Here is a 26,253-nt window from a genome sequence, read left to right on the forward strand (position 1 = left end):
CTAGCCCAGGTCGAACCAGCGGGACAGTTCCGCCAGGGTGCCGCCGTCCTCGAACCGCCCGGTGACCGCATCCGCGGCGAGCCGGACCTCCAGTGGGGCGTCGCCGAGGGCGACGCCCCGGCCGGCCCAGCGCAGCATCTCGATGTCGTTGCGCCCGTCGCCCATCGCCAGCACGTCGCCCGGGTCGATGCCGCGGCGGGCGCAGACGTCGGCCAGCGCCATCGCCTTGTGCACGCCCTCGGGGGCGATGTCGAGCCACGCGCTCCAGCCGATGAAGTACGAGACTCCGTGCAGACCGAGCCGCTCGGCCAGCTCGATGAAGTCCTCCGGGGAACTGCCCGGGTCGCGGACGATCACCCGGGTGACCGGCCGGGAGGCGAGGTCGTCGACCCCGACCACCTCCATCGTGCCGCTGAGGTCACCGGGCGGGAACGGCGCGTTGAGCCGATAGCCACGGCCGACCTCCTCGACCGCGATCAGCGCCTGGGGTGCCATCCGCTGCACCCGCTCGATCACGTCGGCCGGGTCGAAGGTGACCATCCGGACGACGTCCAGCGGCGGGTACCGTACGATCACCGCGCCGTTCGAGCAGACGTACGGCCCCTCGGGCAGGTCGAGCCGATCGGCCAGATCACGGGTGTCGTGCCAGGACCGGCCGGTGGACAGCACCACCCCGGTGCCCTGCGCCGCGATCCGCCGGATGGCGTCACCGAGCGGCGCCGGCATCGCCGAATCGTGGTCGACGATCGTGCCGTCGATGTCGAGGGCCACCAGGCGTGGCCGCCAGCTGCCGGGCACCCGCAGGTCTCAGCCCTGGAGGGGCCGCAGGACGTCGCGCCCGAGGTACGGCTGCAGGGCCGCCGGCACCCGGACCGACCCGTCGGCCTGCTGGTGGTTCTCCAGCAGCATGACGATGATCCGGGTCACCGCGCACAGCGTGCCGTTCAGGGTCGCCAGCGGTGCGGTGCCGTCCTCGAACCGGCCGCGGATGTTGAGCCGGCGGGCCTGGAAGTCGGTGCAGTTGGAGGTCGAGGTAACCTCGCGGTAGGTCTGCTGGGTGGGCAGCCACGCCTCGCAGTCGAACTTGCGCGACGCCGACAGGCCGAGGTCACCGGAGGCGACGTCGATCACCCGGAAGGGGATCTCCAGCGCCTCGAGGAACTCCTTCTCGAAGCCCAGCAGCCGGTGGTGCTCCCGTTCGGCGTCCTCGGGGTCGCAGTAGACGAACATCTCGACCTTGTCGAACCAGTGCACCCGGAAGATGCCGCGGGTGTCCTTGCCGTACGATCCGGCCTCGCGGCGGTAGGACGGGCTGTAGCCGACGTAGTGCTTCGGCAGCGAGTCGACGATCTCGTCCATGTGGTAGCCGGCCAGTGGCACCTCGGCGGTGCCGACCAGGTACATGTCGTCGCGCTCCAGCCGGTAGACGTCCTCGGCGGCCTGGCCGAGGAAGCCGGTGCCCTCCATCGCGGCGGGCTTCACCAACGCCGGCGGGATGATCGGGGTGAAGCCCCAGTCGAGCGCCTTGCGCATCGCCAGGTTGATCAGCGCCAGCTCCAGCTCGGCGCCCTGGCCGGTGAGGTAGTAGAAGCGTGAGCCCGAGACCTTCGCCCCGCGCTCCATGTCGATCGCGCCGAGGATCTCCCCCAGCTCCAGGTGGTCACGCGGGGTGAACCCTTCGGCGGCGAAATCGCGCGGGGTGCCGATCGCCTCGAGCAGGACGAAGTCCTCCTCGCCGCCGGTCGGCACGCCGGGGGCGATCAGGTTGCCCACGCCCCGCAGCCGCTCGGTGAAGGCGACGTCGGCCTCCTTGCTGGCCGCCTCCAGCTCCTTCACCTGTGCGGCCAACTGCTTGGTCCGGTCCAGCAGCTCCTGCTTCTCCGCTCCCGTGGTCCGGCCGACCAGCTTGCCGAGGTCCTTCTGCTCGGCGCGCCGGGTCTCGTACGCGGCGATCGCGGAGCGGCGCTTCTCGTCCAGGGCGAGCAGGTCGTCGACGACGGACGCGGACTCCCCGCGGGCCTCCTGCGAGGCTCGTACGCGGTCGGGGTCCTGGCGCAGCAGCTTGGGATCAATCACGATGGTCAGCCTAGCCGTCCTGCGTGGCGGCATGGACGCCTAGGATCGTGCTATGTCCCGGCCCCTTCCCCGCCGCCTCCGGCTGTGGCTACCACCGGCCCTGCTGGCGGCGTACGTCGCGTGGACCGCGGCGGCCGTCGCCGGGCTGCTCGGCCCGCTGGACCGCGCGGTGCTGCTGGATCCTCCGCTGGACCCGGCCGGCGGCCCGTTCCAGGTGCTGGCCTCGATCGGCGTGGTCGGCGCCCCGGTGGTGCTCTATGCCGGGCTGGCGGTGCTGGCCTGGTGGGCCTACCGCCGCCGGCTGCGGGAGCTCGCGTGGGCGATCCTGCTCGCCGCGGCGCTGTCCTGGGCGGGCATCGAGCTGGCGAAGGCGGTGCTGCGGATGCCGCGCCCACCGACCGCACCCGACATCCTCGGGGTGAGCGGCTGGGGCTTCCCGTCGGCACACATGGCCGCCGCGGTGACGGCGGTGCTGATGATCACCGCGACGATGATCACCACCCGGCAGTCGCACGCCACCACCCGCGGCTGGCGGGTCGGCGGGGTGGTGCTGGTGCTGCTCTACGCCGTCGACCGATGGGGCCTGGGCGCGCACTGGTTCTCCGACATCCTCGGCGGCGCACTGTGGGGTGCACTGTCCGCCGGCTGGGCACTGCTGCTGACCCGGGTGCATGCGCACCCCGATCCGACGCCTTCCACGCCCGAGCCGGGTGGTGCGAGCGACGGCACCGACGACGCGGCACAGCCCCGGGCGGCGGTGATCTACAACCCGACGAAGGTGCTCGACCTGCCCACCCTGGTCCGCCACGTCGAGTTCGAGCTGGCCGGCCGCGGCTGGCGGCGGGCGATCTGGCTGCCGACCACGCCGGACGATCCGGGGATCGAGATGACGGCGATCGCGGTCCGCAAGGCGGTCGACCTGGTGATCGGTGTCGGCGGCGACGGCACCGTACGGGTGATCGCCGCCGGTCTGGCCGGCACCGGCATTCCGCTGGCGGTCGTCCCGGCGGGCACCGGCAACCTCCTCGCCCGCAACCTGGCGATCCCGCTCGACGAGGTCCGGGCCCTGGAGACCGCCTTCGAGGGGACCGAGCGGGCGATCGACCTGATCCGGGTGCGGGCGGACGACGGCCCGTACGACCACTTCTGTGTGATGGCCGGGATCGGCATCGACGCGGCGATCGTCGGCGAGGCCGGCACCGAATTGAAGCGGGCGATCGGCAACACGGCGTACGTGGTGTCGGCGGCCCAGCACGTCAACCATCCGGCGCTGGACACCCGGATCTCCCTGGACGGGGCGCCGCCGCTGCGGACCCGCGCCCATCTGGTGCTGATCGGCAACGTCGGGTTGCTCCAGGGTGGCATCCAGTTGATGCCCGACGCCCGGGTCGACGACGGCCGGCTCGACCTGATGGTCGCCTCGCCGCGCGGGATCCGGGACTGGCTGAGCGTCTTCACCCGGGTGCTGGCCCGCCGCGGCCGCACCGACGAGCGGCTGCGCCGGCTGACCGGGCGGCGGGTCGAGATCGTCGTCGACCACCCGGACCGCTACGAGCTGGACGGCGACCCGCAGGGCACCTGCACCCGGCTGACCGCCGAGGTGGTGCCGGGAGCGCTGGTGCTGCGGGTGCCTCGCTGAGGCCGCCGCGCCGGCGGGCCGGGTCAGCCCCGACGAGCAGCGTCGGGGACGTCGAGCAGAGCCGGGACGTCAGGCGGGGTCCCGCCCGGGGGTCACTTCCAGGTCAGGCTGTCGAGGATCTGCTGGACCTCACCGGAGGCGGTCTGGTCGTCGGCGGGCCACGACCAGTTCAGCGCGACCAGCTTGCCGCCGGTCTCGACGTAGTACTGGTGCAGCACCAGCCCCTCGGCCTGGGCCTGCAGTCCGGTCAGCTTCTTGCCGCCCACCATCACCGCCTCGGCGTCGGTGGCGCCCGGCATCGCGGCCTTGGCCTGCTGCACCAGGGTGTCCCGGGACCGGCCGCTGGCGTCGATGTAGACGCTGAAGGACACCCCCGAGCTCATCCCGCCGCGGGCGAGGTAGGCATCGATCTGGCCCGAGGTGTCCGACGACCCGACGTCGGTCCAGCCCTGCGGGACCACCAGCGAGTAGAGCGGGCGCTGCAGGGTGCCGCCGGCGGCGACCCCCGAGGCAGCCGGCACCGCCGGGGTGACCGGAGCGGTGCCCGGGGCACACCCGGTCAGCAGCCCCGCGGTCAGCACTGTGCCGACGACAGCAGCGACGGCGGCCACGGATGCCGCCCGGAAGGTCCTCGACATGGCCGAAGCCTACCGCTGACCGGCCCGGCCGAGGCTGTCGCTGCCCGGATGACCGGAGCTGTCGCCGCCGGGATGACCGTGGCTCTCGCCACCCGGATGACCGTGGCTCTCGCCACCCGGATGACCGTGGCTCTCGCCACCCGGATGACGCAGCCCGTCCAGCCAGTGCCGGGCGGCGGCGTACGCCTCGTTGGTCTGTCCCTCGTCGAGGATCGGCGCCTGCCGGTCGGCACGCGGGTAGGAGCCGAGGAAGGTGACCTTGGCGCAGACCCGGTGCAGTCCGGTGAGCGTCTCCTGCATCCGGGCGTCGTCGATGTGGCCCTCGGCGTCGATCGAGAAGCAGTAGCTGCCCAGCGCCTGCTTGGTCGGCCGCGACTCGATCCGGGTCATGTTCACGCCGTGCCCGGCGATCTGTTCCAGGATGCCGAGCAGCGAACCGGACCGGTCCACCTTCATGTACGCGACCAGGGTGGTCTTGTCGGCGCCGGTTGCGGGCGGCGGGGTGGCCGGCCGGGTCACCACGACGAACCGGGTCACCGCGTCCTCGTTGTCGGCGATGCCGTCGGCGACGATCTCCAGACCGTTCATCTCGCCGGCGATCCGGGCGCAGATCGCGGCGTCGTGGGCCGAGCCCGGATCGGACACCTCGACCGCCGCGCCGGCCGTCGACGGGCCCTCGGTGACGACGGCGCGGGGCAGGTGCCGGGCCACCCACAGCCGGGTCTGCGCGGCGGCGTGCGGGTGGGTGAGCACGGAACGTACGTCGCCGAGCGCGGTGCCGGGGCGTACGCACAGCGCGAACTCCACCGGCAACAGCACCTCGCGGCGGATCATCAGCGCCTGAGAATCGTCGGCCAGGTAGTCCAGGGTCGCGCTGACCCCGCCCTCCAGGGAGTTCTCGATCGGGACGAAGGCGGCGTCGATCTCCCCGGCCCGGACCGCGTCCAGTGCGGCGACGACCGTGCGGAAGGGCGTCAGCACGTCCTGGTCGTCCGCGATGAGCAGCAGAGCCTGGTGGGTGAAGGTCCCGGCCGGGCCGAAGTATCCGTACGTCAGGGGAGGCACCCGGTCACACTACCGGCGGGCGGGGCCGATGGACGAGCATGTCCCGATAGCCGCGGACGGTGGCCAGCGCGGTCTGCCAGCGCTCCCGCAGCGTCGGTGCCGGGCCGACCCGTTCCGCGCGGCGGCGCAGCGCGTCCTGGTGCCACCACCAGGCGATCACGGCGAGCACCGCCCACTGGACCGCCGGGGAGAAGGTGTCGCGGATCCGCGAGGCGACCGCACTCAGGCTCTCCCCGTAGTCCAGACCGCGGCCGGGGATGTAGGACAGCGAGAGGAAGACGCCGCGCCAGATGAACAGCCCGTCCAGCCGACTCGCGCCGATCAGCACCAGCGGGCCCCAGGCGATCAGGTCGTACCAGGACAGCGTGTAGAGCGAGGTGGTCAGCCAGCCGACCGACAGCAGCAGGGCGGTGCGCACTGCGACGGTGATCGGGTCCCGGTCCGGCTCCACGCCCTCCGGGGTGCCGGCGACGGCGTGCCAGGGCAGCACCCGCGACAGCATCCAGGCGACGGTGACGGTGCCGACGACGGAGAAGCCGTTCAGCACGCCGGTGGCCGCCGGCACCGGCAGGTAGTACGTCAGCACGGTGTAGAACGGCTGGGCCCAGGAGCCGACCGAGACGTACGAGGTGTTGCGCAGCGCGGCGAACAGCGCGCCGGGGGCGAACAGCCCGTAGAGCAGTCCCATCGACAACGCGGTGCCGATCAGCAGTCCGACCAGTTTGCGGGGCTGGCGCCGGTAGCCCCAGACCATCGCCACCCCGTACAGGCCGATGCTGAGCTTGCAGGCGCCGGCCAGGCCGATCATCACCCCGGCCGCGACCGAGCTGCGGCGCATCAGCATGATGCCGAGCATGGCGAACATCACCGACCAGCCCTCGTTGTGCGCGCCGGCGGTGATCGCCCAGATCAGCAGCGGGTTGGCGATGGTGAGCAGGGCGGCCCGGCTCTTCAGCTGTTCGTCGCCGTGGGCGAGCCAGACCACCACCGCGCTGGTGACCAGGAACGGGATGAAGGCGGACACCTGCAGCCAGAAGACGATGTCGTGCATGTTGAGCCCACCGAACCGGTTGGCCAGCAGCTGCACCCAGGTCATGATCGGCCCGTACACGCTGGGGGTGTCCTGCCAGGGCCGCTCGGTCCACCGCAGCACGGGGTCGAACTGGCTGCGGAAGACCGCCGCCGGCGTGATGTCGTACGGGTTCATCCCGAGTCGCTGCAGGCGGCCGTACGCCGCGTACATCAGCACGTCGGCCGAGGTCAACGGCGGCACCATCAGGGTCGCCAGGTTGAGCACCACGCCGAAGGTGAACACCCGCCAGACCTTCGGCGTCCAGCCGTCGCGGAGTGCCCGGACCGCGATCGACAGGCCGATGCCGCCGATCAACACCGCCGCGAACAGTGCCCCGGAGACCACCCACTCCCCCGGGATCGGCACCAGCCCGGTCGGCAGGTAGTACGGCGGCAGCAGGGAGGCCCGCGGCCCCAGGGTCAGGGTGACCGCCGACGGACCCAGCACCCCCACCGCCACGGTCAGCACCGTGGCGAGCAGGATCAGTCCCAGGCCGACCCGCGGGCTGTTCCGCCAGGTCAGCCCGGCCGGCGGCATCCAGGGCGTACGCATCACTGGCTCAGGCTAGCCGCGGGCAGGCAACCGGTCCGCCAGTCGACCGGCATCACCCAGGCCGGTTGCGGCAGCGCGAGCGCTCTGCGCAGCCTGACCAGGTAGTCCGCCCGGGGGATCTCGATCACCCCCAGGGAGGCCAGGTGGTCGGTGCGCCACTGCACGTCGAGCAGTCGCCGTTCGGGCCGTCCGCCGGCCCGCAGCATCGCCACCAGGCCCATCAACGCCACCTTGGACGCGTCCCGGCCCACCTGCGGGTCGTGGAACATCGACTCCCCGGCGAACAGCCCGCCGTAGCCGACGCCGTACAGGCCGCCGACCAGGCGACCGTCGGGCGTCCGTGTCTCCACCGAGTGCGCCCGACCGGCCCGGTGCAGCTCGGTGTAGACCGCCACCACGTCGGGGTCGATCCACCCGCCGTCACGGTCCTGGCCGGCGCAGGCAGCGAGCACCCCGTCGAAGTCCCGGTCGACGGTCACCTCGAAGTGGCGGGCGCTCTTGCGCAGCGACCGGGTCACCCGCAGCCCGTCCAACGGCAGGATCCCCCGCTGCACCGGGGAGAACCAGCCGATCCAGTCCTCCACCGGCATCGGGAACATCGCATTGACGTACGCCCGCATCACCAGCGGGGCGTCCATCCCGGAGGTCAGCGCGACGAGGTCCTGGTCACCCCACTGTCCCGGTCCCGGCAACGGAGCGGGGTCGAGGTAGCGGTGAGCCATGCCGCCATTATCGGACCCGGTGCCGCTGGGGGATCTCCCGGACCGTCCGACGGCCGCCCCCGACGTACGCTGGCCCCATGGTGGATGAGCAGACAGGCACCTCCGGAGAGGTGACCCGGAACGCGGCCCGGGCGGCCGGATCGACCCTGCGGCGCATCCTGGACCTCGCCATCGACGGAGCGGCCTCGCTGCCCGGGGCGAAGGTGGTCGCCGCCCGGCAGCTGCAGAAGCACCCGAACACCGACGAGGCGATCGATGCGGTGATCACCTCCCACATCGCGCTGGCTTCCACCTCGGGCTTCCTCAGCAATGTCGGCGGCCTGCTGGTCACCGCGATCACCATGCCGATCAACCTCGTCGGACTGGCCGTGCTGCAGACCAGGATGGTCGCGGCGATCGCCCACCTGCGGGGCTACGACATCGAGGACACTCGGGTGCGGACGGCGATCCTGATGTGCCTGATGGGCGGCGAGGAGCTCTCCCGCCTGGTCGACAAGGGCAAGCTGCCGGGCGCGCCGCTGCTGGTCGCGACCGCCCCGATCGCCAACCCTGACCTCTACGAGGTGGTCTCCGAGCGGGTCGTCACCGCGCTGCTGACCACCCACGGCGGCAAGTCCGTGGGGGTGCTCGCCACCAAGCGCATCCCGATCATCGGCGGCGGGATCGGCGCGGTCTTCGACGGCATCGCGACCCGCCAGGTCGGATCGTTCGCCCGCCACGAGCTGGTCCAGCGCCGCGCGCTCCGCTGACCCGGTGCGACCGGGCGGTCAGCGTTCCAGCACCGCCCAACCGTGCGGCTCGATCTCCAGCAGGTCGTCCCCGCTGTGGGCGATCACCGTGCCGGTCGGCATCGGCCGGGATCCGTCGTCGACGTTGAGCGCGACGGCGATCTCCTGACGGGTCTCCCCCGCCCCACTGGTGCACGCCACAACGATCGTCTCGTTGGTCACCGCGACCACCTCGACGTCGGCCCGGACCAGCCAGGGATGGCGGCGCCGCAGCCCGATCAACGCCTGGTGACGGGTGAGGATCGAGCGGCCCAGCAGGGAGAGGTTCTCCGGGCGCGGCGGCATCGCCGGCCGGATCTGGTCGTCACCGCCCGGGCGGTCCTGCTTGATCCCCACGAAGCCTTGTTCGTCGCCGTAGTAGATCGACGGGATGCCGGGCAGCACACAGAGCAGCACCAGGGCGTGGCCAAGGTGCCGGTCGTCGTTGAGCAGGCTGCGGATCCGGGTCACGTCGTGGTTGCCGACGAAGGTCTGTGGGACGAAGGTCGTCAGGAACTCCCGGTGCCGTTCCAGCGCGTGGGCCAGTTCCCAGAAGTTCGCGTCGTTGAGCGAGGACCAGATCGCCTTCCACAGCTCGTACTGGGTCACGCTGTGCACCCCGGCACGGCGGACGAAGCCGGGCAGGTCGCCGTGGATCACCTCGCCGACCAGCCAGGCCTCGGGGAAGTCGGCACGGACCCGCGCGGTGATCGGGGCCCAGGCCTCCGGCCCCGGGGCGTACGCCGCGTCCAGGCGCCACCCGTCGATGCCGAACCGCAGCCAGTGCTCCATCACGCCGACGACGTAGTCGCGGACCGCCGGGGTGGACAGCTCCAGCTCCGGCAGGTCGAGGTTGCCCTCGAAGCAGCGTACGTAGCCGTCGACCCACTGCACCCAGGATCCGTCCGCGGTGCCGGGTCCGGCCCCCTCGGCCCGGGCGACGAGCGGGTGGGTCCGCGCCACATGGTTGAAGACCCCGTCCAGGACGACCCGGATGCCGCGACGGTGCGCCTCGTCGACCAGCCGCCGCAGGTCTGCCTCGTCCCCGAGCCGCGGGTCCACCCGGTAGTGGTCGACCGTGTCGTAGCCGTGGGAGACGGAGGCGAAGACCGGGCCCAGCAAGAGTCCGTTGCAGCCGATGGAGACCAGGTAGTCCAACCACCCTACGAGGTGGTCCAGGCGATGGTGGACGACGTCACCCGCGACCGACGTACGCTCCGCTCCGGTGAATCCGAGGGGGTAGCAGTGCCACCACACGGCGTAGTCGACCCAGGCTGGCTGGCTCACGGTCATGGCACCAGCGTAGCGACGCGGGCCCCGTCACACGGCCGACACATTATGGAACGACCGACTGCATCGTGGACGGCCCGGCGGCAGAATGGCGGCAATCGACACCGGTGGCCAGGAGACAGTGCGGAAGAGGCGCATCGGTGTACATCCTTCGTCGCCGGTGCCCCTTCAGATGCACCGGCTCAACGTGCCGTTCACCGATCGACCCACGAGGTCGGAATCGCTTTGCTAGGGTCCACGGTGGGCAGCAATGACTACAAGGGAGTAATGGATGACCACACCAGTTCTCACCACCGGTGACGGCCAGCAGATCGAACTTCCGTTCGTCCAGGCGGTCAATGGCGACAACGGGTACGACGTCAGCAAGCTGCGAGCCCAGACCGGCAATGTCACCCTGGACGAGGCCTTCGGCAACACCGCCGCGTGCCGCTCGGAGATCACCTTCATCAACGGCGAAGAGGGCGTCCTCCGTTACCGCGGCTATCCGATCGAGCAGCTGGCCGAGCAGTGCAGCTTCGTCGAGGTGATGTGGCTGGTGCTCTACGGCGAGCTGCCGACGCGTGAGCAGCTGGAGACGTTCGAGAACGACCTCGTCCACAACATGTTCCTCGACGAGCGGATGCGCGACCTGTTCCGCTGCTTCCCCCGTCGTTCGCACCCGATGCCCGTCCTGTCGGCGGGCATCTGTGCGCTGTCGACGTTCAACCGTCACCACGTGGGCCTCGGCACCGAGGACGTGGAGATCGCCACGCGCAAGCTGCTCGCCCAGGTGCCGACCCTGGCGGCGTACGCGTACAAGAACTCGAAGGGCGAGCCCTTCCTCTACCCGAACTACAACCTGTCGTACGTGGAGAACTTCATCCGGATGGCCTTCGGCACTCCGGCCGAGGACTACCAGTTCGACGAGGCCGTCACCCGCGGCCTGGACGTGCTGCTGCTGCTGCACGCCGACCACGAGCAGAACTGCTCCACCTCGACCGTACGCATGGTCGGCTCCTCGCAGGCCAACATGTATGTGTCCGTCGCCTCCGGCGTGAACGCCCTGTCCGGCCCGCTGCACGGCGGCGCCAACCAGGCCGTGCTGGAGATGCTGGAGGCGATCCGCCAGTCGGGCATCAGCCCGAAGGAGTACCTGCAGCAGGTCAAGGACAAGAAGGCCGGCATCAAGCTGATGGGCTTCGGTCACCGGGTCTACAAGAACTTCGACCCGCGCGCCGCGATCATCAAGCGCTACGCGGACGACATCCTCAACACCTCCCCGAACGGCGACAAGCAGCTGCTGTCGATCGCCAAGGAGCTGGAGGAGACCGCGCTGGCCGACGACTACTTCGTGTCGCGCAAGCTCTACCCGAACGTCGACTTCTACTCCGGCCTGATCTACGAGGCGATGGGCTTCCCGGTCGAGATGTTCACCGTGCTGTTCGCGGTGGGCCGCCTGCCCGGCTGGATCGCCCAGTGGCGTGAGCACAACGCCGATCCGAAGGCCCGGATCTCCCGTCCGCGCCAGCTCTACATGGGCCACGACAAGCGCAACGTCGTCCCGATGGACCAGCGCTGATCACCCGCTGATCACCCCGCCCGGCACCCGCCGGACGACGAAGGGCCCCGGACCGCTGCGAGCGGCTTCGGGGCCCTTCGTGCCGGTCGGGCGTCCTGATCAGAGGTCGGCCGACCGGAACGCGGCAAGGGCCTCCAGCCACCGCACGACGGCGACCGCACCGGGATCCGGGTAGCCCTGGGCGCGCTCCCCGAGATAGCTGGCCCGACCGCGCCGGGCGACCGCGTCCACGGTGGCCGCCGCCCCACGGCGGGCCGCCTCGACGACGGCGTCGGCGCCGTCCGCCCACGCCTCGGCGGCCGGGGCGAGCGCGTCGAGCATGGTGCCGTCGCCGGGGGCCGCGGCCCCCAGGTCGGCGATGCCGGCGACCGCCGCGGCGAGCGCGCCACCCCAGTCGGCGCCCTGCTGGAGCGCTTCGGCGGCCCGGAGCAGGCCCACCGCGTAGAGCGCCCCCGAGCTGCCGCCGACCTCACGTCGGACGACCGCGGACAGGTGCCGCAGCAGATGACTCGCATCCCCCTCGATCGGGTCGTCGAACCAGCCGTACGCCCCACGGGCGAGGGCCTGGCCGAGGTCGCCGTCGCCGACCTGCTGGTCGAGCCGGGTCAGTTCGGTCTCACTGTCAAGGACGGCCTGGCAGGCGACGTCGAGCGCGGCCCGGACACGGACGTCGGGGGTGCCGAGGTCGCCCTCGGCCGGCGTCGGCATCGGCATCGGCACGGCCACGGTGACCAGGGCGGGCGGTGCGTCGACGCCGTGGCCCGGCCAGGCGAGTGCGGCGGTCGGGGCGTCGAGGGCCGCCAGCACGGCCGCACCGTCTCCCTCCAACGGCAACAGGGTGACCGAGATCCCGGCCATGTCCAGACTGGTCATCACCTCACCGCGGTAGAGCCGGAGCAGCTCGATGCGGCGCAGCTCCAGTTCCCGGGCCACCGCCCGGGTGGCGATGGCCAGCTCGACCGGCGGGGTGGCCCCGGCGCCACCGACCAGCGCCACCACCCGGGCACCGGCCCGGATGCCCCGCTCGGTCGCAACCCGGGACAGCATGATGTGCACCAGCTTGTCCGCGTCGGTCGCCCGGATCCGGCGTACGCCCGGCTCGCCATGGATCCCGAGACCGAGTTCGACCTCGTCGTCGCGCAGGTCGACATCGGGTGCCGGCAGTCCCGGCACGGTGCAGGCGGACAGCCCGGCGTTGATGGTGCCGAGCCGGTCGGCGACGGCCCGGGCACCGGCCCGTACGTCCTCCAGCGGCAGGCCCCGCTCGGCCAGCGCGCCGGCCACCTTCTCGACCAGCACGGTGCCGGCGAGGCCGCGACGCCCGGCGTGTTCGTCGCCCTCGGGCAGCGCGACATCGTCGGCGACCAGGACGGTCTCCACCCGGTAGCCGTCCGCCCGGGCGAGTTCGGCGCCGAGCTGGAAGTTGAGCCGGTCGCCGGTGTAGTTCTTCACCACCAACAGGCAGCCGGCGGCGCCGGTGACCGCCCGGATCGCCTGGTGGACGGCGTCGGCCCCGGGGGAGGAGAAGATCCCGCCGGTGACGGCGGCGGTGAGCATCCCCCGCCCGACGAAGCCGGCGTCGGACGGGTCGTGGCCGCCACCGCCACCGGTGATGACGGCCACCGGCACCGCGGGATCCCCCGGCCCCTCGGCACGCCGGTCGGCACGGATGACGGTCGTACGGTCCTCCAGCAGGCTCAGCCCGGGCTGCACCAAGGCCAGGCCCTCGAGGGCCTCCTGCACGACATCGGACGGGTCGTTGAGCAGTTTCGCCGGCATGACTACCACCATGAGCACTGCACGCCGGGTTGGCAAGCAGTTTCGTGAGGTGCGCCGGCTCAGCGCGGAACGATCAGCCACTCTCCCTTCACCCGCCGGCTGATCCGGGTGCGCTGGATCTCGGCCACCACGCCGACCGCCCGCTCCACCTCGTCGGCGATCGCCGCGGCCCGTCGATCCTCCTCAGCACGGCCGGTCGGGTCGATGCTGAACCGGACGGTCACCCAGGGCAGCCCGTCCTCCATCACCAGGTCCGGTGTGTCCAGGTGGGCCGCCCGGCGGGTGGCCGCGGCGGCGGTCGCCAGCACCTCGGCCGGGCGGTGCCCGACGCGGACCTCGGTGACCTGCAGGGCGACGTGGTAGGACGGCATGGCATCGACCGTAGTAGGCGGATCAGACAGTCGCGGCGAGGCGGCCCGTCGCGGGCTGCCGAGGCTCTCCCGACGTCAGCCAGAGAAGCATCCCTATGCCTTGAAAAAGATCACGTAAACCTCTTATAGTCATCTCATTGAGACGCGCAGGTGCGTCCGGAGAAAGGTCAACGATGACAAACACCCACGTCGTGGTGATGGGAGTCGCCGGTTCGGGCAAGTCCACCGTGGCCCGGGCGTTGGCGGATCGGCTCGGCTGGGTGCTGGCCGAGGGTGACGAGTTCCATTCGATCGGCAACATCGCCAAGATGGGCTCGGGCATCCCGCTCACCGACGCGGACCGCTGGCCCTGGTTGCAGAGCATCGTCACCTGGACCGCCGACCAGGACCGATCCGGACACTCCACCGTGATCACCTGTTCGGCGCTGCGCCGGGCCTACCGGGAGGTGCTGCGCGCCGCTCCGGGGCGTACGGTGTTCGTCCACCTCGACGGCACCCCCGAACTGCTCGCCTCACGGCTGGGGGCCCGCACCGACCACTTCATGCCGCCCGCGCTGCTGTCCTCCCAGCTCGCCACCCTCGAACCGCTGCAGCCCGACGAGGCCGCCGTCGTCGTCGACATCGACGCCGAGATCGACACCATCGTCGACCGGGCGGTCGCCGGACTCCTCCCCCCGGTGGGCTGAGATGGCCGACGCCGGATGCCGGGCGGCCGTGGAGCGGCTCAGCTGCGCCAACCTGGCCCACGCCTTCGCCGAGCCGGCGCTGCGACAATGATCCGGTGCCCCGTCCCACACCCGCCGACCTCGCCGCCGCGGCGGGGCGGACGATTCCCGACATTCTGCCCGACCCGCTGAGACTGCTGGTGGTGGGCATCAACCCGAGCCTGTGGTCAGGCGCCACCGGCGCCCACTTCGCCCGCCCCGGCAACCGGTTCTGGCCCGCCCTTCACGCGGCCGGGATCACCGACCACGTCATCGACTGCACCGCGGGGATGCGGCCGGATGACCGCGCGGCACTGGAGATACTCGGCCTGGGGATCACCAACCTGGTGGATCGGGCCACCGCCCGAGCCGACGAGCTGACCGCCGACGAGATCCGTGCCGGGGCGGCCCGACTGGAGCGTACGGTCGCCGCCCGGCATCCACGGGTGGTGGCGGTGGTCGGCATCGCGGCCTACCGCACCGGGTTCCGCCGGCCGAAGGCGCGTGCCGGCCGCCAGCCGGAGGACCTCGCCGGCGCCGAGTTGTGGGTGCTGCCCAATCCGTCCGGTCTCAACGCGCACGAGACCGTCGCCAGCCTGGCCGCCGCGTACGGTGCGGCCGCCGACGCCGCGGGGATCCGGCGCAGGATCAGCGGGTGACCCGGTAGCGTACGAACGTCGGCACCAGCAGCGCCGCCAGCACCACCCCGGCGACCACCACGACACCGCCGCCGGCGGTCGCCGCGACGGTGCCGACCACCGCCGCGGCCGCACCGTGCAGGGTGTCCGCCAGCCGGGGACCACCGGCCACGACGACGATGAAGATGCCCTGCAGCCGTCCACGCACCTCGTCGCTGGCGGCCTCCTGCAGGATGGTCTGCCGGAACGCCGCCGACGCCATGTCGGCCGCCCCACCCACAGCGAGCAGGGCGAGCGCCGGCCACAGCAGCCCGACGCCGGCGAACAGGGCGAAGCCGAGCATCGAGGCGCCCCACACCACGATGCACACCACGACGGCCAGTCCCTGCCGGCTGACCCGGGAGATCCACCCGGAGAGGATGCCGCCCAGCAGAGCGCCGGCGGGGATCGCCGCGAAGAGCAGGGCGAAGGCGGTGCCGCCCTCGACCGGGCCGCCGAACGACTCATGGGCGAATTGCGGGAACAACGCCCGCGGCATCCCGAACGTCATCGCGATCACGTCGACAAGGAAGGACATCATCAGCACCGGCTGGCCGCGCAGGTAACCCAGCCCCTGGATGACCGAGCGCAGCCCCGGCACCCGGGGACGTTCGTCGGCGGCCGAGGGCAGCGCGGGCAGCCGGACCGCCGCCCACAGGGTGGCGAAGAGGAACACGGTGTCAGCCAGGTAGAGCCAGGAGAACCCGAGCACCGGGATCAACGCGCCACCGACCAGCGGTCCGGCGATCGCGCCGAACTGCAGCACCGTCATGTTGAGCGAGTTCGCCGCCGGGAGCTGCCCGGCGGGCAGCAGGCGCGGCAGGATCGACGTACGGGTCGGCTGGTTGACCGCGAAGAAGGCCTGCTGGACGGCGAAGATCACCAGGATCAGCCACACATTGCCCACGCCGAGCGCGGACTGGGCCCAGAACAGTCCCGAGGTGACGATCAGGCCGAGGGTGGACAGCACCATCAGCCGGCGCCGGTCCATCGCATCGGCCAGCGCCCCACCCCACAGGCCGAACACCACCAGCGGAACCAGCCCGAAGACGCCGGTCAGACCGACGTACGCGGAACTGCCGGTGAGCGCGTAGAGCTGCGCGGGCACCGCGACGACGGTGAGCTGGGCGCCGATGACGGTGATGATGTTGGCGACCCACAGTCGGCGGAAGTGATCGTCGTGGAGGGGGCGGGTGTCGGCGAACATCTCGCGTACGCCCATCACACCCCTCCCGGAACGGAACAGAGCGGGCGCCAGGACTCGAACCTGAACCTCCACACCGGAAGTGTGGCGCCCCACCCTTGGGCCTCACCCGCATGCATCGTCGTACGACGCCCGGCCGACTCTACTCCCCCCTCACCGCCCGGAGAACTCGCGTTCCGCAGCCGCCATCGGCACCCGCAGCGCCGCGAAGCCGGCGAGCACCGCCGGGACGAGCAGCAGACCGGCCCCGATGTTGAGGCCGCCGTAGCCGAGACCGGCCATCACCGGGCCGCCGAGGAGCGCCGCGCCGGCACCGACGTAGTTCATCAGGGCGTCGTTGGCACCCTGCAACGGGACCCGCACCTCACCCGAGTCGACTCCGGCGAGCAGCGCGGAGGCGGCGATGATCGAGGCGGACCAGCCCAGCCCGAGCAGGATCAGGGCAGCGGAGGTCAGTTCGAGCCGGCCGTTGGCGGCGACCATGCCGGTGACCACCGCGGCGAGCAGGACGGCGAGACCGATGCCGGCGACCGTCATCGCGCCGACCCGGTCGGTGAGCCAGCCGAAGGCCGGGCTGAGCGCGTACATGCCGAGGATGTGCAGGCTGATCACCAGACCGATCACCTCGAGGTGGTGACCGTGGCCGTTGAGGTGGATCGGCGTCATCGACATCACGCCGACCATCACCCCATGGGCCACCGCGGTGAGCAGCACGGCGAACCGCGCCGTCGGGTGGTGCATCGCCCACGCCAACGCCTGCAGGGCACTGATCCGCCGCTCCGCTGTCCGCTCGGTGCCCGACGTCGCCCCTCGGGCGGACGCTGTTCCCCGGCCGGACGTCGCCGCTGCCGGGGCGAGCGCCGGGCCACTCGGCAGCAGCATCACCACCCCCGACGCGAGCAGGAAGGACACCACCCCGAACAGGTAGGACCCGGACAGCGCCGGCAGTGCGACGGACCGCCCGAGCGCGTCGCCGTACGTGGCGAGGTTCGGGCCGAGCGCGGAACCGATCGTGGTGGCCCAGAAGACCATCGACATCAACGTCGCCCGGCGCGGGCCGGCCGCGAAGTCCGCCCCGGCGTAACGGGTCTGCAGGTTCGTCGCCTGCGCCGCGCCGAACAGCAGCAGTGCCACGAAGAGCACCACGGCCGAGTGCAGCACCGCACCGACGACCACCGCCGCGGCACCGACCGCGGCCACCCGGTAGCCGAGTCCCAGGGCGGCGCGCCGGCCCTTCCGGGCGGCCAGCTGGGCCAGCGGGACGGCCGCGATCGCGGCGCCCAGCACCGACAGGGCCTGGCCGAAGCCGGAGTACGCGGTGCCGGCGATCTGCTGGATCAGCAGGGCCCCGACGGCGATCCCGGAGGCCACGCCGACGCCGCCGAGCACGTTGGTCAGCATCAGCAGCAGGATGGGGCGCTTCACGAGCGGTCAGTCTGCCATGAAGGCGGATACCCCCGGGGGGACTGTGTGCCGTCGGGTGTCCGTCCCGGTCCCGGTCCTCGGCCTCGCCCTTGGCCTCACCCTCGCCTGCGGCACGTACGCTGGCCGGGTGCCCCCGCGTTCCCCGCTGCCCCGCCGCCACGGCCTGTCGGCCGCGTGGGTGCGGACGCCGGACGCGGACAAGCCCGCCCCGTGGCCGACGATGCGCGACTTCCTGCTGGACCGACTCGCCGCCGACGCCCCGGTGGACGCGATGCTCGCCCTCGGTCGCTTCGTGACCAGCGACGGGACACCCCTCACCGGCGCCGAGGCGTACGCGCCGCACACCTTCGTCTGGTTCCACCGCGACCTGCGCGAGGAGCCGGTGGTGCCCTTCGAGATCGGCGTGCTGCACCGTGACGAGCACATCGTCGTGGTCGACAAGCCGCACTTCCTGTCCTCCATCCCCCGCGGGCGCCACGTCACCCAGTCGGTGGTCGTCCGGCTGCGCGATACCCTCGGCCTGCCCGAGCTGTCCCCCGCTCACCGGCTCGACCGGTTGACCGGCGGGGTGCTGCTGCTCACCACCGAACGCCGCTGGCGGGCGCCCTACCAACAGCTCTTCGAGCAGCGGCTGGTGACCAAGACCTACACCGCCCTCGCCCGGGTCCGTCCCGACCTGACCTTCCCCCGCGAGGTGGCGAACCACCTGCACAAGCGCCGCGGGGTGCTGCAGACCGACGTGCTACCCGACCGGGAGACGAACAGCCGGACCGTCGTCGACCTGGTCGAACAGCGCGGGGCGTACGGGCGCTACCTGCTCACCCCCACCACCGGGAAGACGCACCAGCTGCGGGTCCACCTGGCCGGGCTCGGCATCCCGATCCTCGGCGACCCGCTGTACCCGGAGGTGCGCGAGGTGGACATCGACGACTTCTCCACCCCGCTGGAGCTGGTCGCCCGGACGCTGGCCTTCACCGACCCGATCAGCAGGGACCCGCGGACCTTCACCAGCCGGCTCGCGCACCACTGGCCGGACGAGGCGGCGTGAGAGACTGACCGGCATGTCCTGCCCGGTCCGCATCCTCTTCCACTCCCCCCGCATCCCGCACAACACCGGCGCCACCATCCGGCTGGCCGCCATCACCGGGGCACCGCTGCACCTGGCCGGGCCGCTGGGCTTCTCGATGGACGACACCCATCTGCGGCGGGCGGGCCTGGACTACCACGACATGGCGAACGTCACCGTGCACGAGGACCTCGAGACGGCGTACGCGGCGCTGCTGCCGGCCCGGGTCTTCGCCTTCACATCGCACGCGACCGTACGCCATACCGACGTCACCTACCGGGAGGGCGACGTGTTGCTGTTCGGCCCGGAGCCGACCGGCCTGGATCCCGCGGTGCTGGCCGATGACCGGGTGACCGAACAGCTCCGGATCCCGATGCGGCCCGGCAACCGGTCGCTGAACCTGTCCAACGCGACCGCGATCGCGACGTACGAGGCGTGGCGGCAGTTCGGCTTCCCGGGCGCTGTCTGAGCCCCGAAGAGATACCGGCTCTTCACCGCTCTTCACCGCTCTTCACCGCTCTTCACCGAAGAGGGTGGAGTCGGGGTCGGCATCCGCCAAGCGTTCGCTCGGGCAGGCCGCGGGCAGTCGTGACCCGCTGGGCCGGCTGGGCCGGGGGTGCGTCCGGGTGCCTGGGCGGGGGTGGCCTAGGCGGCGGTGGCCTGGGCGGGGGTGGCCGGACCGGAGCCCTCGCCGTGCCAGACCGTACCCGTGGTGTGCATACCCTCCCGGTCGCCCGAGCGGGAATGAACACGAAGCGTACGGTCTGCTACGCGGCGTACGGTCTGCTACGCGGCGTACGGTCTGCGCCAGAAGACGGGGCACTGCAGGCCTGGCCAGGACGCGAACGAGGGCGCGGTGAACCCGCCGGACGAGCGTACCGGGAACCGGCAGCGGAAACCCGCACCCCCTCCCCCTCGCCCACGCCCCTCCCACCCCACGGGATGACCGCCAGGACCACGACTGTCGACCGCAGCGATCCAGCAACGATCCTTCCTGCCGACACCACCCCACCACGGGTAGCCCCAACCTCCGATGGGCCGGGATACCCCCGGGGGTAATGGGGTAGGCTGTGGCCATGTCCGTCTCGCCGTGTGCCCTGTCGGTCCCGCTGCTGCTGGGAGTGGTGGTCGGCGTCATCGTGCATCCCGTCGCCGGCATCGTGCTGGGGATCGCCGTGCTCGCCTGGAACGTCGTCCGGGCCCGGCGGAGCCAGGAGTGCACCACCTGCGCCTGGCCCCGGCGTCCGCAGTGAGACGGCTCCCTGCTCACATCCCGATTGCTGCGCAGTCGAAGGCGTGCTGGAGGTTCCCGGGTACGCCGGGAGTCAGCCGCCTGGGCCCGGGCCCCGGACTCACATGCGCAGTCTGATGACGAAGAGCAGGTAGCACAGGACCGGAAGCGCGACGACCGACAGCACGGCGACGACCGTACGCACCCGGCCGAGGTTTCGCAGGATCACCCTGAGCAGGAGGAACAGCTGGATGCCGATGAACCCTCCCAGGCAGTTCAGGATGACGTCGTCGATGTCCGACGCGCCCAGGGCGAACACGCCCTGGACGATCTCCACCGCCACGCTCGCCGAAGCGACGAAGAGCATGGTTCTCGCCCCCGTCGACTTCGTCAGTGCAGACATCGACTTCGTCAGTGCAGACATCGACTTCGTCAGTGCAGACATCGACTTCGTCAGTGCAGACAAGGATGCGCCGAGGGGGATGAAGAGGAGGACGTTGCCTGCGATGTTGCCGAACGCGAACCTCCTCACGCCCGACGAACCGCTGAACAGGTAGTGCGAGATGCTCGCGAACGGGATGAGGTTGAACGATCGTTCCGTACCAAGCGGCCGCGAGAAGAGCAGAAGCTTCAGCGCGAACACGACGTAGAGGACGAACGCAGCACAGATGACGACGGTCTCGAGCCTCGCGCGCGTCGTCATGGGTCGCCCGTTCGACCGATCCCCGACCATCCCGGATACTGACTGCTCAGGCACTTCCCGAACGGTACGCGCCGAGCCTGGCACGGGCAACGGGCCGCCGGAGGCGATCAATGGCCGCCGCCACACCAGCACCGAACGCGGAGCGTCCTGATCACCTGGGTCCGCCCGCACCAACAGCCCCCCCTCGGCCCGAGACGATCACCCCCATCACCCGATGGACCGGCCTCCCCCCGATCGGTACACCTAAGATCGACCCCATGGGACACGACCACGACCACGGCGCCGCCCCTCAGCGCCGGTTGGTGGTGGCCCTGGCGATCACCGCGACGGTGCTGGTGGCCGAGGTGGTCGGTGCGGCGCTGACCCGCAGCCTGTCGCTGCTCACCGACGCCGCCCACATGCTCACCGACGTGGCCGGACTGACGATGGCGCTGGTCGCCGCCCGGCTGGCGATCCGACCGGCCGACGAGCGGCGCACCTGGGGGTTCCGGCGGGCCGAGGTGATCTCCGCCCAGTGGCAGGCCGCGATCCTGTTGGCGGTCGGGGTGTACGCGCTGATCGACGGCGTCCGGCGGCTGATGCAGCCACCGGACGTCCCGTCCGGCGCCCTGCTGGTCTTCGGCATCATCGGCCTGGCCGGCAACCTGGTGTCACTCGCCGTCCTGCTCAGCCACCGCGACGTCAACCTCAACCTCCGCGCGGCCTTCCTCGAGGTCGTCAACGACGCGCTCGGGTCGGTCGCGGTGATCGTCTCGGCGGTGCTGATCGGGACGCTCGGCTGGCTGCGCGCCGACGCGGTCGCCGCGATGGTGATCGCCGTGCTGATCATCCCCCGGACGCTGGTGCTGCTCCGCTTCTCGACCACGGTGCTGCTGGAGTCCACGCCGAAGGGCCTCGACCTGACCGAGGTGCGCCGGCACCTGCTGGAGATCGACCAGGTCCTCGAGGTCCACGACCTGCACGCGAGCACGATCGCCACCGGCCTGCCGGTCCTCAGCGCCCACGTCATCGTCGAGGAGGAGTGCTTCCGCACCGGCACCGTCCCCGGGCTGCTGGACACCCTGCAGCGCTGCGTCGCCGAGCATTTCCCGGTGTCAGTGGCCCATTCGACGTTCCAGCTCGAGCCACCCCGGCACCGCGATCACGAGGACATGCCGGGCGTGTAGTCTGGCCTGGCAACACGCGGAGCCCGAGGAAGCCGGTGAGATTCCGGCACGGTCGCGCCACTGTGAGTCCAAGTCAGGAACTCGGCCCGCGTACACCACGACTGGGACGCGCCATCCCGGAGAGGACACCATGAGCGACCCGTTCTGCTGCTCGGCCACCGACAGCCCCGCTCATCGCCGCCCTGCTTGCGACTGCACCGCCTGACGCGCCCCGTACCAGACGTGGGGACGCGCCCGGGTCGCGACGTTCGGTCCGATTCCACTCACTCGTATCCACAGGGCCTTTCACAGGCCCGGGCGCGCCTCCACCCCTCGGAGGATCGATGACCACCACCCCACCCACCACCCCCACCATCACCCCGCCCGATGCCGAGGCGTACGCCGCCGCACTGGCCCACTGCGACACACTGGCGATGCCGACCGGCGCTCTGCACGGCCTGGTCGAGCTGGGCTGCTGGATCGCCGCGGCGCAGGGCCAGGTGCCGCCCGCCCCGCTGGACAACGTCCGCACCGTCGTCTTCGCCGGTGACCACGGCGTGGCCGCCGACGGCGTGTCCGTCTACCCCACCGCGATCACCGTCGGGATGGTCCATGGCATCCTCGCCGGCAAGGCCGGGATCAGCGTGATCGCCCGCCAGCACGGCATCCACGTACGTCTCCTCGACATCGGCGTCAACGCCGATCTGGACGTTCCCGCCGAGGTGACCGCGCACAAGGTGCGTCGCGGCTCGGGCAACATCCGTCTCGAGGACGCGCTGACCCGCGCCGAGGCCGAGCAGGCCCTCGCCGAGGGGGCGGCGATCGCTGCCGAGGAGATCGCCGCCGGCGCGCAGCTGCTGATCGCCGGTGACCTGGGCATCGGCAACACCACGCCGTCCGCCGCGCTGATCGCCGCCACGTACGGCGTGCCCGCGGCCGAGGTGACCGGCATCGGCACCGGGCTCGACGAGTCCGGGCGGCTCCGCAAGGCGGCGGTGATCGACGAGGCGATCGCCCGCTGCGGCGACCGGCTCGCCGACCCGATCGAACGGCTGGCCTGCCTCGGCTCGGCCGACATCGCCGCGGCCACCGGCTACATGATCGCCGCGGCCCAGGCCGGGGTGCCGGTGCTGGTCGACGGGGTGATCGCCGGCGCCGAGGCAACGATGGCGGAGTCCATCGCCCCTGGCGCCAAGACCTGGATGCGCGCCGGACACCGCTCCCCCGAGCCCGGTCTGTCGTACGCCATCGAGCGGCTGGGGCTGCGACCGATCCTCGATCTGGGCCTGCGCCTCGGCGAGGGCACCGGGGCGGCCGCCGCCGTCCCGTTGGTGCGCACCGGCATCGCCCTGATGCGGGAGATGGCGACCCTTGCTGATGTCAGCTGAGTCCGGATCGGCCGGAGCCGGGGCCACCGAAGCGGGATCGGCCGCCGGAGTCGCTGGGTCCGGGCCGGCCGCCGGAGCCGCCGGGTCGGGGCCGGCCGCCGGCTGGCGGTTGGCGGCGGGCACCCTGACCCGGATCCCGGCCGGCGCGATCGCCCAGGTGACCCCGCGGATCGCCCGGACGGCGATGACTGTCGGCTCGGCCGTGATGGTGCCCGTCGCCCTCGTGGCTGGCCTGGTCGGCTGGGGGGCCGTACGTCTGGGTGCCCCCGGCCTGGTCGGTGGCCTGCTGGCGGTCGGGATCGTCGCCCAGCTCTCCCGCTCGATCCACTGGGACGGGCTCGCCGACACCGCCGATGGGCTCGGCTCGTCGTGGGACCGCGACCGTGCCCTGGAGATCATGCGGACCGGCGACGTCGGCCCGATGGGCGCCGGCACGCTGGTCGTGGTGCTCGGTCTGCAGGCGGCGTCGTACGGTGCGTTGCTCGCCGGGCCGTGGGGCTGGCTGGTCGTTGCGGCGCTGGTCTGCGCCTCGCGCGCGGCCCTCGTCCTGTCCTGCCTGCGCGGCGTACGACCCGCCCGGCCCGAAGGCCTCGGGCAGGCGGTCGCCGGGTCGGTGCGGTGGTACGACGCGGTGGTCGTCTGGCTGGTGTGGGCGGCGCTGCTGTCCGGGGTCGCGCTGGTGACCGGGGCGTCCTGGTGGACCGGTGTCCTCGCCGCGGCCGGCGGACCGGTCGCCGCCGGGGTGCTGCTGTGGTGGTGCGTACGACGCCTGGGCGGCATCACCGGTGATGTGCTCGGCGCCACTGTCGAGGCGGCCGCCGCCGGGCTGGCCGTGCTGGCGGTGATCGTGTGGTGAGTCGCGCTACGGCCCGGGCCCTCGGGCTGGGGCTCGGCTTCGGGCTGGACCGGCTGCTCGGTGACCCCCGCCGCGGCCATCCGGTGGCGGCGTTCGGACGGTTGGCGGCCGCAGTGGAGCGGCGTACGTACGCCGACACGGTGACCGCGGGCGCGGGCCACGTGGCCCTGCTGGTCGGGGCGACCACCCTCGCCGCCGGACTGGTGCAGCGTACGGTCCGCGATCGGCCACTCGCCGACATCGCCTGGACCGCGCTGGTCACCTGGACGGTGCTGGGTGGCCGGTCGCTGGAGCGGGAGACTGCGGCGGTGGCGGCCCACCTCGAGCGGGGCGACCTGCCCGCCGCCCGGGAACAGGTCAGCCATCTGGTCGGCCGCGACCCGTGGGCGCTGGACACCGCCGGGGTGGCCCGGGCCGCGATCGAGTCGCTGGCCGAGAACACCTCCGACGCCGTCGTCGCCCCGCTGGTGTGGGGGGCACTCGCCGGCGCCCCGGGCATGGTCGCGCACCGGGCGATCAACACGCTCGACGCGATGGTCGGCTACCGCAACGACCGCTACGAGCGGTTCGGCAAGGTCGCCGCCCGGCTCGACGACGTTGTCAACTGGCTGCCCGCCCGGCTCGGTGCCACTCTCGCCGCCGGGACCTCGTCCGCCGCGTGGCGGGCGGTCCGTGAGGACGCCGGCGCACACCCCAGCCCGAACGGCGGGAAGATCGAGGCGGCCTTCGCCGGAGCCCTGGGGATCCGGCTCGGCGGGTCCAACGCGTACGGCGGCGTGGTCGAGGACCGCGGCGAACTGGGCGACGGCCGGCCCGCCGAGGCGCGGGACGCGGCCCGGGCGGTCCGACTCGCTCGCCGGGTGCAGTGCGGGGCCCTGGCGGTGGCCATCACGATGGCCTGGGTGTTACGGAAGCGGTGTCCGTGACGGGGACGGCGAGCCTCACGAGGACGGCGAGCACCGCGGCGGCCGGGCGGGTGCCCGCCTCGACGCGAGTACCCGGCACAGCCCGCAGCCGCCGCGCCTTCTGCCAGATGCGCGGGTTTCAGTCAGCCGCGGCCTGTCGGCGGGCCGCGGCTGACTGAAGCGGCGGCGTTTGCCTGAAAGCGCGGCGGATGCGCTCGGCATCCCGACCCAACCAGACCAGCAGCCCGGCCCAACCAGACCAGCAGCCCGGCCCAACCAGACCAGCAGCCCGACCCAACCAGACCAGGGGCCCGATCCAACCAGACCAGCAGCCCGATCGGCCGGGCGCAGCCCGATCGCACCGAACGAGCGATCGATCCCGGCCGCAACGCCCCGGGACCACCGTTGACTACCCTGATCGCATGGCCGATGCTCGCGTACGCCCCGCCCGACACTCCGCCGTCACCGATGCTGCCGAAGGCGCACGGATGCCGGGGATGACGGGGCCGGCCGTGATCCGAGCGATCTCACGGACCTCAGCGGATCCGAGGCGTCCACAGGTGCCAGGGGACGGAGGGCGGGTGCCGGGGGATGCCGGGCGGGTTCCCGCGATCGGCGGGCGCTGATGGCCACCTGGATCATCCTGCTGATCACGGTACCGCTGGTGGGTTGGCTGACCGCCGTGGTCGTCGGTGCCCCGCAGCGCGAGCGACGTCGCCTGGCGGAGCTCCGCAGCGGCGCCGAGGCCCGCGGGTGGACCTACACCGACGACGCATCGCGACTCCAGCCGCCGGTGCCGAGGCTGCGGGAGTGGCAGCGCAGGCTGCACTTCCGGGAGGGTTTCGCGGGTGCTTACCACGGTCAGGAGTTCTGCGTCGCGCACGTCGTCCACGAGGGCCCGGCGCCTGCGCACCATGGCCGCCACAGCCCGCAGGACGCCGGCCCGGGGCAGCACCCCCGCCGCACCCACGCCACGATCTGCTGGATCCGACTGCCGTTCCCGCTCCACGAGGTGCGGATCGTGCCGATCGACCAGCTCGAGGATCGCCGCCGCCAGGTGGGCGGCACGGTGCACCGCACCGGACACGCCGCGTTCGACGAGAGGTTCGCGGTCCTCACCGACGACGAGCTCCTCGGCCGGATGGCCGTCTCCCCCGCGGTGCGTACGCTGCTGACGGCCACCCGGCTGCCGTGGAGCGTCACTCTGCAGGGCATCACGCTGGTCGCCGAACGCCCTGGCCGGGTGCCGCAGACCACCGAGGACGCGCTCAACGGGGTCGCCATCGCCGCGGCGGTGACCCAGGCCCTCACCGGTCGGTCACGGCCCTGACTCCACCCGCCGCGCTCCGACCCGGCCTCCGAGGAGCGCGGCCCGACCCCACCCCGGGCACCGTCCCGCCCCCGCTGCCGGCCGTCGCCC

General features: G+C 72.1%; 25 protein-coding genes, 1 tRNA gene and 1 riboswitch. Of the genes, 13 read left to right on the forward strand and 13 right to left on the reverse strand.

What is annotated here, in order from left to right; translation table 11 throughout:
* Together R0146_RS02550 and serS are read right to left on the reverse strand one after the other, a co-directional pair.
* The gene (locus R0146_RS02550; protein WP_317691290.1) at positions 1–798 is read right to left on the reverse strand and encodes an HAD family hydrolase; all 798 of its coding nucleotides are present in this window, start codon (positions 796–798) and stop codon (positions 1–3) included.
* A 9-nt stretch (positions 799–807) separates the two neighbouring features.
* Positions 808–2,076, reverse strand: coding sequence for a serine--tRNA ligase (serS, locus tag R0146_RS02555; protein ID WP_317691291.1), 1,269 nt, complete (start codon positions 2,074–2,076; stop codon positions 808–810).
* A gap of 52 nt (positions 2,077–2,128) precedes the next feature.
* Here serS and R0146_RS02560 point away from each other — a divergent pair, with 52 nt between their 5' ends.
* Positions 2,129–3,715, forward strand: coding sequence for a bifunctional phosphatase PAP2/diacylglycerol kinase family protein (locus R0146_RS02560; protein ID WP_317691292.1), 1,587 nt, complete (start codon positions 2,129–2,131; stop codon positions 3,713–3,715).
* A 92-nt stretch (positions 3,716–3,807) separates the two neighbouring features.
* On the opposite strand, the gene R0146_RS02565 is transcribed toward R0146_RS02560, so the two are convergent.
* The 4 genes from R0146_RS02565 to aat are packed head-to-tail and all read right to left on the reverse strand — an operon-like array spanning position 3,808 to position 7,764.
* A complete protein-coding gene (locus R0146_RS02565; protein ID WP_317691293.1) occupies positions 3,808–4,353 on the reverse strand; it encodes a hypothetical protein in 546 nt (181 codons plus the stop codon).
* Positions 4,354–4,362: 9 nt separating this feature from the next.
* On the reverse strand, positions 4,363–5,418 hold the full coding sequence (gene pheA / locus R0146_RS02570; RefSeq protein ID WP_317691294.1) for a prephenate dehydratase: 1,056 nt from the start codon (positions 5,416–5,418) through the stop codon (positions 4,363–4,365).
* A gap of 4 nt (positions 5,419–5,422) precedes the next feature.
* The gene (locus R0146_RS02575; protein ID WP_317691295.1) at positions 5,423–7,045 is read right to left on the reverse strand and encodes an MptA/MptB family glycosyltransferase; all 1,623 of its coding nucleotides are present in this window, start codon (positions 7,043–7,045) and stop codon (positions 5,423–5,425) included.
* On the reverse strand, positions 7,042–7,764 hold the full coding sequence (gene aat / locus R0146_RS02580) for a leucyl/phenylalanyl-tRNA--protein transferase (protein WP_317691296.1): 723 nt from the start codon (positions 7,762–7,764) through the stop codon (positions 7,042–7,044). Before aat ends, R0146_RS02575 begins: the two co-directional genes overlap by 4 nt.
* Positions 7,765–7,841: 77 nt before the next feature.
* Here aat and R0146_RS02585 point away from each other — a divergent pair, with 77 nt between their 5' ends.
* A complete protein-coding gene (locus tag R0146_RS02585; RefSeq protein WP_317691297.1) occupies positions 7,842–8,513 on the forward strand; it encodes an EcsC family protein in 672 nt (223 codons plus the stop codon).
* 18 nt (positions 8,514–8,531) lie between these two features.
* Here the strand turns inward: R0146_RS02585 and R0146_RS02590 are convergent, their stop codons facing one another.
* Positions 8,532–9,824 (reverse strand): alpha-amylase family protein, encoded by a 1,293-nt coding sequence (locus R0146_RS02590; RefSeq protein WP_317691298.1) that lies wholly within the window; start codon positions 9,822–9,824, stop codon positions 8,532–8,534.
* Positions 9,825–10,092: 268 nt separating this feature from the next.
* Between R0146_RS02590 and R0146_RS02595 the strand changes: the two genes are divergently transcribed.
* The gene (locus R0146_RS02595) at positions 10,093–11,379 is read left to right on the forward strand and encodes a citrate synthase (protein WP_317691299.1); all 1,287 of its coding nucleotides are present in this window, start codon (positions 10,093–10,095) and stop codon (positions 11,377–11,379) included.
* A gap of 99 nt (positions 11,380–11,478) precedes the next feature.
* Here the strand turns inward: R0146_RS02595 and R0146_RS02600 are convergent, their stop codons facing one another.
* Together R0146_RS02600 and R0146_RS02605 are read right to left on the reverse strand one after the other, a co-directional pair.
* Positions 11,479–13,158 carry a dihydroxyacetone kinase family protein gene (locus tag R0146_RS02600; protein ID WP_317691300.1) on the reverse strand — a complete coding sequence of 560 codons (1,680 nt, stop codon included), beginning with the start codon at positions 13,156–13,158 and terminating at the stop codon, positions 11,479–11,481.
* 59 nt (positions 13,159–13,217) lie between these two features.
* Positions 13,218–13,529, reverse strand: a complete 312-nt coding sequence (locus R0146_RS02605) for a hypothetical protein (protein WP_317691301.1) — start codon at positions 13,527–13,529, stop codon at positions 13,218–13,220.
* Between the two features lie 173 nt (positions 13,530–13,702).
* Here R0146_RS02605 and R0146_RS02610 point away from each other — a divergent pair, with 173 nt between their 5' ends.
* Positions 13,703–14,215: a gluconokinase gene (locus R0146_RS02610; RefSeq protein WP_317691302.1), complete on the forward strand. Its 513-nt coding sequence runs from the start codon at positions 13,703–13,705 to the stop codon at positions 14,213–14,215.
* Between the two features lie 95 nt (positions 14,216–14,310).
* Positions 14,311–14,892, forward strand: coding sequence for a mismatch-specific DNA-glycosylase (locus tag R0146_RS02615; protein WP_317691303.1), 582 nt, complete (start codon positions 14,311–14,313; stop codon positions 14,890–14,892).
* Here the strand turns inward: R0146_RS02615 and R0146_RS02620 are convergent.
* The 3 genes from R0146_RS02620 to R0146_RS02630 all read right to left on the reverse strand — a co-directional run bounded on the left by R0146_RS02620 (position 14,882) and on the right by R0146_RS02630 (position 17,539).
* A complete protein-coding gene (locus R0146_RS02620) occupies positions 14,882–16,189 on the reverse strand; it encodes an MFS transporter (RefSeq protein ID WP_317691304.1) in 1,308 nt (435 codons plus the stop codon). The two genes, R0146_RS02615 and R0146_RS02620, sit on opposite strands and share 11 nt — an antisense overlap.
* Positions 16,157–16,227, reverse strand: a tRNA-Gly gene (locus tag R0146_RS02625). The genes R0146_RS02620 and R0146_RS02625 overlap by 33 nt, the downstream gene beginning before the upstream one ends.
* A 40-nt stretch (positions 16,228–16,267) precedes the next feature.
* Positions 16,268–17,539, reverse strand: a complete 1,272-nt coding sequence (locus tag R0146_RS02630; RefSeq protein ID WP_317691305.1) for an MFS transporter — start codon at positions 17,537–17,539, stop codon at positions 16,268–16,270.
* 220 nt (positions 17,540–17,759) lie between these two features.
* On the opposite strand from R0146_RS02630, the gene R0146_RS02635 reads away from it, so the two are divergent.
* The 3 genes from R0146_RS02635 to R0146_RS02645 all read left to right on the forward strand — a co-directional run bounded on the left by R0146_RS02635 (position 17,760) and on the right by R0146_RS02645 (position 19,858).
* Positions 17,760–18,587, forward strand: coding sequence for a pseudouridine synthase (locus tag R0146_RS02635; protein WP_317692323.1), 828 nt, complete (start codon positions 17,760–17,762; stop codon positions 18,585–18,587).
* Positions 18,588–18,600: 13 nt separating this feature from the next.
* The gene (locus R0146_RS02640; RefSeq protein WP_317691306.1) at positions 18,601–19,074 is read left to right on the forward strand and encodes a tRNA (cytidine(34)-2'-O)-methyltransferase; all 474 of its coding nucleotides are present in this window, start codon (positions 18,601–18,603) and stop codon (positions 19,072–19,074) included.
* 607 nt (positions 19,075–19,681) lie between these two features.
* A complete protein-coding gene (locus tag R0146_RS02645) occupies positions 19,682–19,858 on the forward strand; it encodes a hypothetical protein (protein WP_317691307.1) in 177 nt (58 codons plus the stop codon).
* Positions 19,859–19,957: 99 nt separating this feature from the next.
* On the opposite strand, the gene R0146_RS02650 is transcribed toward R0146_RS02645, so the two are convergent.
* The gene (locus R0146_RS02650; RefSeq protein ID WP_317691308.1) at positions 19,958–20,539 is read right to left on the reverse strand and encodes a VanZ family protein; all 582 of its coding nucleotides are present in this window, start codon (positions 20,537–20,539) and stop codon (positions 19,958–19,960) included.
* Positions 20,540–20,796: 257 nt separating this feature from the next.
* Here R0146_RS02650 and R0146_RS02655 point away from each other — a divergent pair, with 257 nt between their 5' ends.
* The 5 genes from R0146_RS02655 to R0146_RS02675 all read left to right on the forward strand — a co-directional run bounded on the left by R0146_RS02655 (position 20,797) and on the right by R0146_RS02675 (position 26,163).
* Positions 20,797–21,705 (forward strand): cation diffusion facilitator family transporter, encoded by a 909-nt coding sequence (locus tag R0146_RS02655; protein WP_317691309.1) that lies wholly within the window; start codon positions 20,797–20,799, stop codon positions 21,703–21,705.
* A riboswitch (cobalamin riboswitch) is annotated at positions 21,692–21,809 on the forward strand. (Overlaps the previous gene by 14 nt.)
* 219 nt (positions 21,810–22,028) lie before the next feature.
* Entirely contained in the window at positions 22,029–23,072 is a 1,044-nt protein-coding gene (cobT, locus tag R0146_RS02660; RefSeq protein WP_317691310.1) for a nicotinate-nucleotide--dimethylbenzimidazole phosphoribosyltransferase, read from the forward strand.
* Positions 23,062–23,928: an adenosylcobinamide-GDP ribazoletransferase gene (locus R0146_RS02665; protein WP_317691311.1), complete on the forward strand. Its 867-nt coding sequence runs from the start codon at positions 23,062–23,064 to the stop codon at positions 23,926–23,928. The genes cobT and R0146_RS02665 overlap by 11 nt, the downstream gene beginning before the upstream one ends.
* Positions 23,925–24,854 carry a cobalamin biosynthesis protein gene (locus R0146_RS02670; RefSeq protein WP_317691312.1) on the forward strand — a complete coding sequence of 310 codons (930 nt, stop codon included), beginning with the start codon at positions 23,925–23,927 and terminating at the stop codon, positions 24,852–24,854. The genes R0146_RS02665 and R0146_RS02670 overlap by 4 nt, the downstream gene beginning before the upstream one ends.
* 604 nt (positions 24,855–25,458) lie before the next feature.
* The gene (locus tag R0146_RS02675; protein ID WP_317691313.1) at positions 25,459–26,163 is read left to right on the forward strand and encodes a hypothetical protein; all 705 of its coding nucleotides are present in this window, start codon (positions 25,459–25,461) and stop codon (positions 26,161–26,163) included.
* Positions 26,164–26,253 lie beyond the last annotated feature (90 nt).

Origin of the sequence: Raineyella sp. LH-20, assembly GCF_033110965.1 — a bacterium.
Lineage (GTDB): Bacteria > Actinomycetota > Actinomycetes > Propionibacteriales > Propionibacteriaceae > Raineyella.

Coding starts and splice junctions, on each gene's coding strand:
- aat (WP_317691296.1), bottom strand. CDS start 7,764: ATGGCTCACCGCTACCTCGACCCCGCTCCGTTGCCGGGACCGGGACAG.
- R0146_RS02610 (WP_317691302.1), top strand. CDS start 13,703: ATGACAAACACCCACGTCGTGGTGATGGGAGTCGCCGGTTCGGGCAAG.
- R0146_RS02635 (WP_317692323.1), top strand. CDS start 17,760: ATGCGCGACTTCCTGCTGGACCGACTCGCCGCCGACGCCCCGGTGGAC.
- R0146_RS02585 (WP_317691297.1), top strand. CDS start 7,842: ATGGTGGATGAGCAGACAGGCACCTCCGGAGAGGTGACCCGGAACGCG.
- cobT (WP_317691310.1), top strand. CDS start 22,029: ATGACCACCACCCCACCCACCACCCCCACCATCACCCCGCCCGATGCC.
- R0146_RS02675 (WP_317691313.1), top strand. CDS start 25,459: ATGGCCACCTGGATCATCCTGCTGATCACGGTACCGCTGGTGGGTTGG.
- R0146_RS02640 (WP_317691306.1), top strand. CDS start 18,601: ATGTCCTGCCCGGTCCGCATCCTCTTCCACTCCCCCCGCATCCCGCAC.
- R0146_RS02600 (WP_317691300.1), bottom strand. CDS start 13,158: ATGCCGGCGAAACTGCTCAACGACCCGTCCGATGTCGTGCAGGAGGCC.
- R0146_RS02665 (WP_317691311.1), top strand. CDS start 23,062: ATGTCAGCTGAGTCCGGATCGGCCGGAGCCGGGGCCACCGAAGCGGGA.
- R0146_RS02595 (WP_317691299.1), top strand. CDS start 10,093: ATGACCACACCAGTTCTCACCACCGGTGACGGCCAGCAGATCGAACTT.
- R0146_RS02590 (WP_317691298.1), bottom strand. CDS start 9,824: ATGACCGTGAGCCAGCCAGCCTGGGTCGACTACGCCGTGTGGTGGCAC.
- R0146_RS02565 (WP_317691293.1), bottom strand. CDS start 4,353: ATGTCGAGGACCTTCCGGGCGGCATCCGTGGCCGCCGTCGCTGCTGTC.
- R0146_RS02645 (WP_317691307.1), top strand. CDS start 19,682: ATGTCCGTCTCGCCGTGTGCCCTGTCGGTCCCGCTGCTGCTGGGAGTG.
- R0146_RS02605 (WP_317691301.1), bottom strand. CDS start 13,529: ATGCCGTCCTACCACGTCGCCCTGCAGGTCACCGAGGTCCGCGTCGGG.
- R0146_RS02560 (WP_317691292.1), top strand. CDS start 2,129: ATGTCCCGGCCCCTTCCCCGCCGCCTCCGGCTGTGGCTACCACCGGCC.
- R0146_RS02655 (WP_317691309.1), top strand. CDS start 20,797: ATGGGACACGACCACGACCACGGCGCCGCCCCTCAGCGCCGGTTGGTG.
- R0146_RS02650 (WP_317691308.1), bottom strand. CDS start 20,539: ATGACGACGCGCGCGAGGCTCGAGACCGTCGTCATCTGTGCTGCGTTC.